Here is a 6,901-nt window from a genome sequence, read left to right as displayed (position 1 = left end):
ACCCCCGCCCGTCCCCCGTACCCGTACCCGACCCCGCGCGGTGCCGTACGACACGGCCGGCCGGAAACGGCGCACCGAGTCCGACCGAAATCGGTGCACCACGGCGGGCGTCGGCCCGTCTACCGAACGGAAGACGACACATCCACGACAGGAGGCAGTGATGTGCGCACCGGACCGGCTCCTCGAACGCCGTGACACCCTGGAGCTGCTGGCTGCCGAGGCCGCCCGCGCCCGCACGGGATCCGGCCGCCTGATCGTGCTCAGAGGGGCCACCGGCACCGGCCGCACCGCGCTCCTGGAGGCAGCGGCGGAGCAGGCGGCGGCACAGGGCATGCGGGTCCTGCGGGCCCGCTGCTCCCCGGAGCACACCTCCATCCCGCTCGACACCGTCTACCAACTCCTCGCCCACGCACCCGAGTTCGACGCCGTCGCGGGAGAGGCACCGGACCCGCCCGGCACCCCGCCGCACCGGGGCAGGTCCGCCCGGCTGTGGCGGCTGCTCCGCTCCTACGCCGACGAGACCCCGCTGCTGATCGCCGTCGACGACGCGCACCTCGCCGACGCCGCGTCCCGGCGCTGGCTCGTCGAGGCCGTCCGCTGGATCGACTGCTTACCCGTGCTGCTCGTGGTGACCGAACGCAGCCAGTACGACATCGACCCACCGGCCGACGGCCTGGCGCACGCCCTCTCCTCCGCCCTCGTCCACACCCGCACCCTGGCCCCGCTGAGCCCCGACTCCGCCGTGGAGCTGATCCGTTCGGTGCGGGCCGGCGACACCGCGCCGGAGTGGGTCGCCGACTGCGTACGGGCGGGCGCGGGCAACCCCCTGCTGCTGAGCGCCCTCCTCGACGACCTCCAGTCCACCGACCAGGACACCCTCCCGGACACCTGCGCCGCCCTGTACCCCGGCTCGTACGCCGCCGCCGTGTCCTGGTGGCTGGACAGCGCCGGGCCCGCCACCACCGAGGTCGCCCGCGCGCTCGCCGCGCTGGACGAGGACGGCCCCGGCACGGCCGACGCCGACCTGCTCGCCCGGACGGCGGGCGCCGACCCCGGCCGCGTACCGGGCTGGCTCACCGCCATGACCCGCCTCGGCCTGCTCCGCCCGGACCCCGAGGGCCGGCCCCGCTACGCCCATCCGCTGCTGCGGGACGCCGTACTCGGCGGCTGGACCAGCGCCGCACGGCAACGCGCCCACCGGCGGGCGGCCGAGGCGATGCTGCGCCGCGGCGACCACGCCGAGGCCGTCGCCGGGCAACTGCTGCGGGCCGGCCCCGTCGGCGACACCTGGGCGACGGCCGCCCTGCTCGACGCCGCCGATCTGGCCGCCCGCGACGACCGCAGCGACGACGCCCTCGCCTATCTGCGCCGCGCCCTCGACGAGCCGATACCGCCCGCCCGCCGCGCCGCCGTCCTCACCGAACTGGGCTCCCTGGAGTACGCGACCGTACGCTCCACGGCCGGGATACCGCGCCTCGCGGAGGCGATGCGGCTGCCCGGCCCGCCCCGCGACCGGGTGCGCGCGGCGGTCGCCCTCGGCACGGCGCTGGCCCGCCGCGGCGAGGCCCGCGCCGCGATCGACGTCCTGCGCGGACTGCGCGACGAACACCTGACGGGCCACCCCGACCTGGCCCGCACCGCGCAGACCGCGTCCGCGCTGCTGTCCGACCACGACCAGGGCGTACGGCAGGAGGTGTACCGCTGGCTGCGCGAGACCGCCGAACGGTCACCCGACCTCGTCGGCACGGCCGGGCAGGCCCTCCTGGTGCGCTACGAGTCGACGGCGGGCCTCACCTCGGCGGAGTCGGCCATGGACCGCGTCCGCGCCCTGCTCGCGCAGCCCGCCGACCCGATGGAGGAGGCGTTCCTGCCGGGTACGGCGGCGGCCGTCGCCCAGTGGGCCGACCAGCTCGACGAGGCCGAACGCCTCGTCCGGCGCGGCCTCGCCGGCCAGCGCACCTCCCTGCTCCACCCCATGCACACGGCCCTGCTGAACGTACGGATCGACCTGGCCGCCGCGCGCGGCGCCTACGACGAGGTCCTCGCCGACCCCGAGGTGCGCCGCCCCGACGGCATCCCGCCGACCTCGGCCAACGCCGTCGCGAACGCCGTCGTCGCCCTCGTCGAGACCGGCCGCACCGAGGAGGCGGCCCGCCTGGCGGACGGCTTCGACCTCCAGAACGCCCCCGACAGCTGGGAGTTGAACCGCTTCCTCTATGCCCGGGGCGTCCTGCACACGGCTCTCGGCGACCCGGCCGCCGCGCTCGACGACTTCCTGGAGTGCGGCCGCCGTCAGTCGGCACGGGACGTGGTGAGCCCCGTCGTCACCCCCTGGCGGACCGCCGCCGCCGAATGCCAACTGGCCCTCGGCCGCCCCCGCGAGGCCCTCGCCCTCGCCGAGGAGGACCTCTGCCTGGCCCGCGTCTGGAACACCCCCCGCGTCCTCGGCCGCGCCCTGCGCACCCTGGCCACCGCCACCGGAGGCCGCCGGGGCCTCCACCTGGCCGACCGCGCGGTCCGCATCCTCCACCAGGACGCACACACGCCCCCGCGTACGGAGGGCACACCGGAGGAGCCGCTGCCCCGGTCGCAGGCGAAACCGACCGGCGGAACGACGACCGGGACCCTGCACGCCACCGCCGCAAAGACCCCGTGGGACACGGCCGGGCGGACGTCGGACGACATCGCCGCGTACCGGGAGGGCGCGGACAGAGGGACGCCGGGCGCGGCCGAGACGGAACTGATCGCGGCGCTGACGGCGCAAGGACGGCTGCTCACGGCGGCGGGGGAGCGGGCGCGGGCCCGCGATGCCCTCCGGGAGGCGGCCGCCCGCGCCGAACGACTGGGCGCGGTCCGCGCCCGGGCGGCGGCGGAGGAGGCCCTGCGCGAGGGCGGCGCCCGCCGCACGACGACGGCACTGACCGGCCCCGACGCGCTGACCGCCGGGGAACGCCGCATCGCCGAACTCGCCGCGCAGAGCCGCACGAACACGGAGATAGCGGAGCTCCTCCACCTGGCCCGCCGCACCGTCGAAACCCACCTGACCAGCACCTACCGCAAACTCGGCATCCGCCGCAGATCGGAACTCGGCGCGGCCCTCACCCCCACCTCCGACTCCCAGAGGCCCCAGAAGCGAGGCCCCGCCTCCCGATGAGCCCCCGACCGGCCCGCAGCGGTGTGCGAGAGTGCCCGCATGCGACATCTCGTCCGAGCGTGGGGCTCCGATGCGAGGGACGCCGACGCCATGGTGACTGTCGGCGTCGACCTGGCCGGGCGCACCGGAACCACCGGCGTGTGCCGTGTGACGTGGGGTCGGCGGCCTGTGGCCGAACTGCTTCCCGCGAGGCACGACGACGACCTGCTGGACGCGATGCGTTCGGCGGACAAGACGGGGCTGGACTCGCCCCTGGGCTGGCCTGCCGCCTTCGTCGCCCTGCTCACCGCGCACGCGACCGGCGTCGAACTGCCCGCGCTCGCCCACTACGCGGCGTGCGCCGACGGTCGTCCCGGACTCGGCAACGCCTTCACGCACCGTCTGACCGATGACGTCGCGTGGAAGCGCACGGGGGCGGGCAGGCAGCGTCCGCTGTCGGTGTCGGCCGACAGACTCGGTGTCGTCGCCATCCGCGCGGCCGGCCTGCTGGCTCGGCTGGCCGAGGGCGGTCCGCCGGTACCGCGCGACGGCTCGGGCCCCGTCGCCGAGGTGTACCCCGCGTTCGCGCTGATCCAGTGGGGGCTCGCCCCGGAGGGGACCTACAAGGGCAAGGGCGCCACGGCCGCGCGGTCCCGGATCCTCGCCGGTCTCGAGGCCGGGCTGGACCTGGACCTGCCCGACCGGGTGCGTGACCGGTGCGTGGCCGGCGACCACGCCCTGGACGCCCTGATAGCGGCGGTCGTCGCACGGGCCGCGGCCTGCGGCATGACCCATGCGCCGACCACCGAGGAGGAGCACGCCATGGCCGCGGTCGAGGGCTGGCTGCACCTCCCCCGGCAAGACCTCCCCCTCCAGGCCGTGCGGGAGGCAACGCCTCACTGACCCTGCGCGCTGCCCCCGGTCACGGACAGCGCCGGGGACGGCGACGCTCTGGTCGGTCCCCTCAGCACTCGATGATGTTCACCGCCAGCCCGCCCCGCGCCGTCTCCTTGTACTTGACGCTCATGTCGGCGCCCGTGTCCTTCATCGTCTTGATGACCTTGTCGAGGGACACCTTGTGGGTGCCGTCGCCGCGCATGGCCATGCGGGCGGCGGTCACGGCCTTCACCGCGGCCATGCCGTTGCGTTCGATGCAGGGGATCTGGACGAGGCCGCCGACCGGGTCGCAGGTCAGGCCGAGGTTGTGCTCCATGCCGATCTCGGCCGCGTTCTCGACCTGCTCGGGGCTGCCCCCGAGGACCTCCGCGAGCGCGCCGGCCGCCATCGAGCAGGCCGAGCCGACCTCGCCCTGACAGCCCACCTCCGCGCCGGAGATGGACGCGTTCTCCTTGAAGAGCATGCCGATGGCCCCGGCGGCCAGGAGGAAGCGGACGACGCCGTCCTCGTCGGCGCCGGGGACGAAGTTGATGTAGTAGTGCAGGACCGCGGGGATGATGCCGGCCGCGCCGTTCGTCGGGGCCGTCACCACGCGGCCGCCGGCGGCGTTCTCCTCGTTCACGGCCATCGCGTACAGCGTGATCCACTCCATGGAGCGGGCCAACGGGTCGCCCTCGGCGCGGAGTTGACGGGCGGAGACGGCGGCACGGCGGCGGACCCGCAGTCCGCCGGGGAGGATGCCCTCGCGGGACATGCCGCGCGCGACGCACGTCTGCATCACCCGCCAGATCTCCAGCAGCCCCTCGCGGATCTCCTCCTCCGTGCGCCAGGCCCGCTCGTTCTCCAGCATCAGCGCGGAGATCGACAGGCCCGTCTCCTTCGTCAGGCGCAGCAGCTCGTCGCCCGTCCGGAAGGGGTACTTGAGAGCCGTGTCGTCCAGCTTGATGCGGTCCGCGCCGACCGCCTCCTCGTCCACGACGAAGCCGCCGCCGACCGAGTAGTACGTCTTCGAGAGCAGTTCCGCGCCCGACGCGTCGTACGCCCAGACCGTCATGCCGTTGGCGTGGTACGGCAAAGTCTTGCGGCGGTGGAGGACCAGGTCCTTGTCGAAGTCGAAGGGGATCTCGTGGTCGTCGAGCAGCCGGATCCGGCCCGACTCCTTGATGGACTCCACGCGGTCGTCGGCCGACTCCACGTCCACCGTGCGCGGCGACGCGCCCTCCAGGCCCAGCAGGACCGCCTTGGGGGTGCCGTGGCCGTGCCCGGTCGCGCCCAGGGAGCCGTACAGCTCGACCCGTATGGAGGCGGTCGCGGTCAGCAGCCGCTCCTTGTTCAGCCGGCGCGCGAACATCCGGGCGGCCCGCATCGGGCCGACCGTGTGGGAGCTGGACGGGCCGATGCCGATCGAGAACAGGTCGAAGACCGAGATGGCCACGGTGACTCCTCAGAACGGGGGTTGTGCGAGGGGGCGGGGCACCGCGCTCACTGCCCAGTGTGCGCGGTACCCCGGAAGAACGGCACGGTGTGCCGGTGAACCCGGGGTCACGTCCGGGAGCGGCGGCCGGAGATCGGACGATCCCCGCCGCCGCTCCGGGTCACTTGCCCAGGGTGGGGTAGAGCGGGTGCTTGGCGGTGAGGGCCTTGACCCGCGTCTTGAGGGCCTCGGTGTCGTAGGACGGCTTGAGGGTCTCGGCGATGATGTCGGCGACCTCGGTGAAGTCGGCGGCGGTGAAGCCGCGGGTGGCGAGCGCGGGGGTGCCGATGCGCAGGCCGGAGGTGACCATCGGGGGGCGGGGGTCGTCGGGGACGGCGTTGCGGTTGACGGTGATGCCGACCTCGTGGAGGCGGTCCTCGGCCTGCTGTCCGTCGAGGTCGGATGCGCGCAGGTCGACCAGGATGAGGTGGACGTCGGTGCCGCCGGACAGGACGTTGACGCCGGCTGCGCGGGCGTCGGGTGCGGTGAGGCGCTCGGCGAGGATCTTCGCGCCCTCCACGGTGCGGCGCTGGCGGTCCTTGAACTCCTCGCCGGCGGCGACCTTGAAGGAGACGGCCTTGGCGGCGATGACGTGCTCCAGGGGTCCGCCCTGGAAGCCGGGGAAGACGGAGGAGTTCAGCTTCTTGGCGAAGGTCTGCTTGGCGAGGATGATGCCGCCGCGGGGTCCGCCGAGGGTCTTGTGGGTGGTGGAGGTGACCACGTCGGCGTGTTCGACGGGGTTGGGGTGCAGGCCCGCGGCGACGAGGCCGGCGAAGTGTGCCATGTCGACCCACAGGTAGGCGTCGACCTGGTCGGCGATGCGGCGGAAGGCGGCGAAGTCGAGCTGGCGGGGGTAGGCGGACCAGCCGGCGATGATGACCTTGGGGCGGTGTTCCTTGGCGAGGCGTTCGACCTCGTCCATGTCGACGAGTCCGGTGGTGGTGTCGACGTGGTAGGGGACCACGGTGAACTGCTTGCCGGAGAAGTTCAGGCGCATGCCGTGGGTGAGGTGGCCGCCGTGGGCGAGGTCCAGGCCGAGGATGGTGTCGCCGGGCTGGGCGAGGGCGAAGAGGGCGGCCTGGTTGGCGGAGGCGCCGGAGTGGGGCTGGACGTTGGCGTATTCGGCGCCGAAGAGGGCCTTGACGCGGTCGATGGCGATCTGTTCGGTGACGTCGACGTGTTCGCAGCCGCCGTAGTAGCGGCGGCCGGGGTAGCCCTCGGCGTACTTGTTGGTGAGGACGGAGCCCTGGGCCTCGATGACGGCGAGCGGAGCGAAGTTCTCCGAGGCGATCATCTCCAGGGTGGACTGCTGGCGGTGCAGCTCGGCGTCGACCGCGGCCGCGACCTCCGGGTCCAGCTCGTGCAGAGACGTGTTCAGAACGGTCATCGACGTCCTC

General features: G+C 74.0%; 4 protein-coding genes. 2 read left to right on the top strand and 2 right to left on the bottom strand.

Annotated features, from left to right (window positions below):
• Nucleotides 1-160 precede the first annotated feature (160 nt).
• On the top strand, nt 161-3,154 hold the full coding sequence (locus tag AOK23_RS34180; RefSeq protein ID WP_055716420.1) for a helix-turn-helix transcriptional regulator: 2,994 nt from the start codon (nt 161-163) through the stop codon (nt 3,152-3,154).
• A gap of 39 nt (nt 3,155-3,193) precedes the next feature.
• Nucleotides 3,194-4,036 carry a DUF429 domain-containing protein gene (locus AOK23_RS34175; protein ID WP_206336372.1) on the top strand — a complete coding sequence of 281 codons (843 nt, stop codon included), beginning with the start codon at nt 3,194-3,196 and terminating at the stop codon, nt 4,034-4,036.
• A gap of 61 nt (nt 4,037-4,097) precedes the next feature.
• On the opposite strand, the gene AOK23_RS34170 is transcribed toward AOK23_RS34175, so the two are convergent.
• A complete protein-coding gene (locus AOK23_RS34170; protein ID WP_055716419.1) occupies nt 4,098-5,465 on the bottom strand; it encodes an L-serine ammonia-lyase in 1,368 nt (455 codons plus the stop codon).
• Between the two features lie 160 nt (nt 5,466-5,625).
• Nucleotides 5,626-6,891, bottom strand: a complete 1,266-nt coding sequence (locus AOK23_RS34165) for a serine hydroxymethyltransferase (RefSeq protein ID WP_055716418.1) — start codon at nt 6,889-6,891, stop codon at nt 5,626-5,628.
• Between the last annotated feature and the right edge of the window lie 10 nt (nt 6,892-6,901).

This window comes from Streptomyces torulosus, from assembly GCF_001419765.1.
Taxonomy (GTDB): Bacteria; Actinomycetota; Actinomycetes; order Streptomycetales; family Streptomycetaceae; genus Streptomyces; species Streptomyces torulosus.
This window is presented reverse-complemented; position numbering and strand designations above follow the sequence as displayed.

Coding starts and splice junctions, on each gene's coding strand:
- AOK23_RS34180 (WP_055716420.1), top strand. CDS start 161: ATGTGCGCACCGGACCGGCTCCTCGAACGCCGTGACACCCTGGAGCTG.
- AOK23_RS34175 (WP_206336372.1), top strand. CDS start 3,194: ATGCGACATCTCGTCCGAGCGTGGGGCTCCGATGCGAGGGACGCCGAC.
- AOK23_RS34165 (WP_055716418.1), bottom strand. CDS start 6,891: ATGACCGTTCTGAACACGTCTCTGCACGAGCTGGACCCGGAGGTCGCG.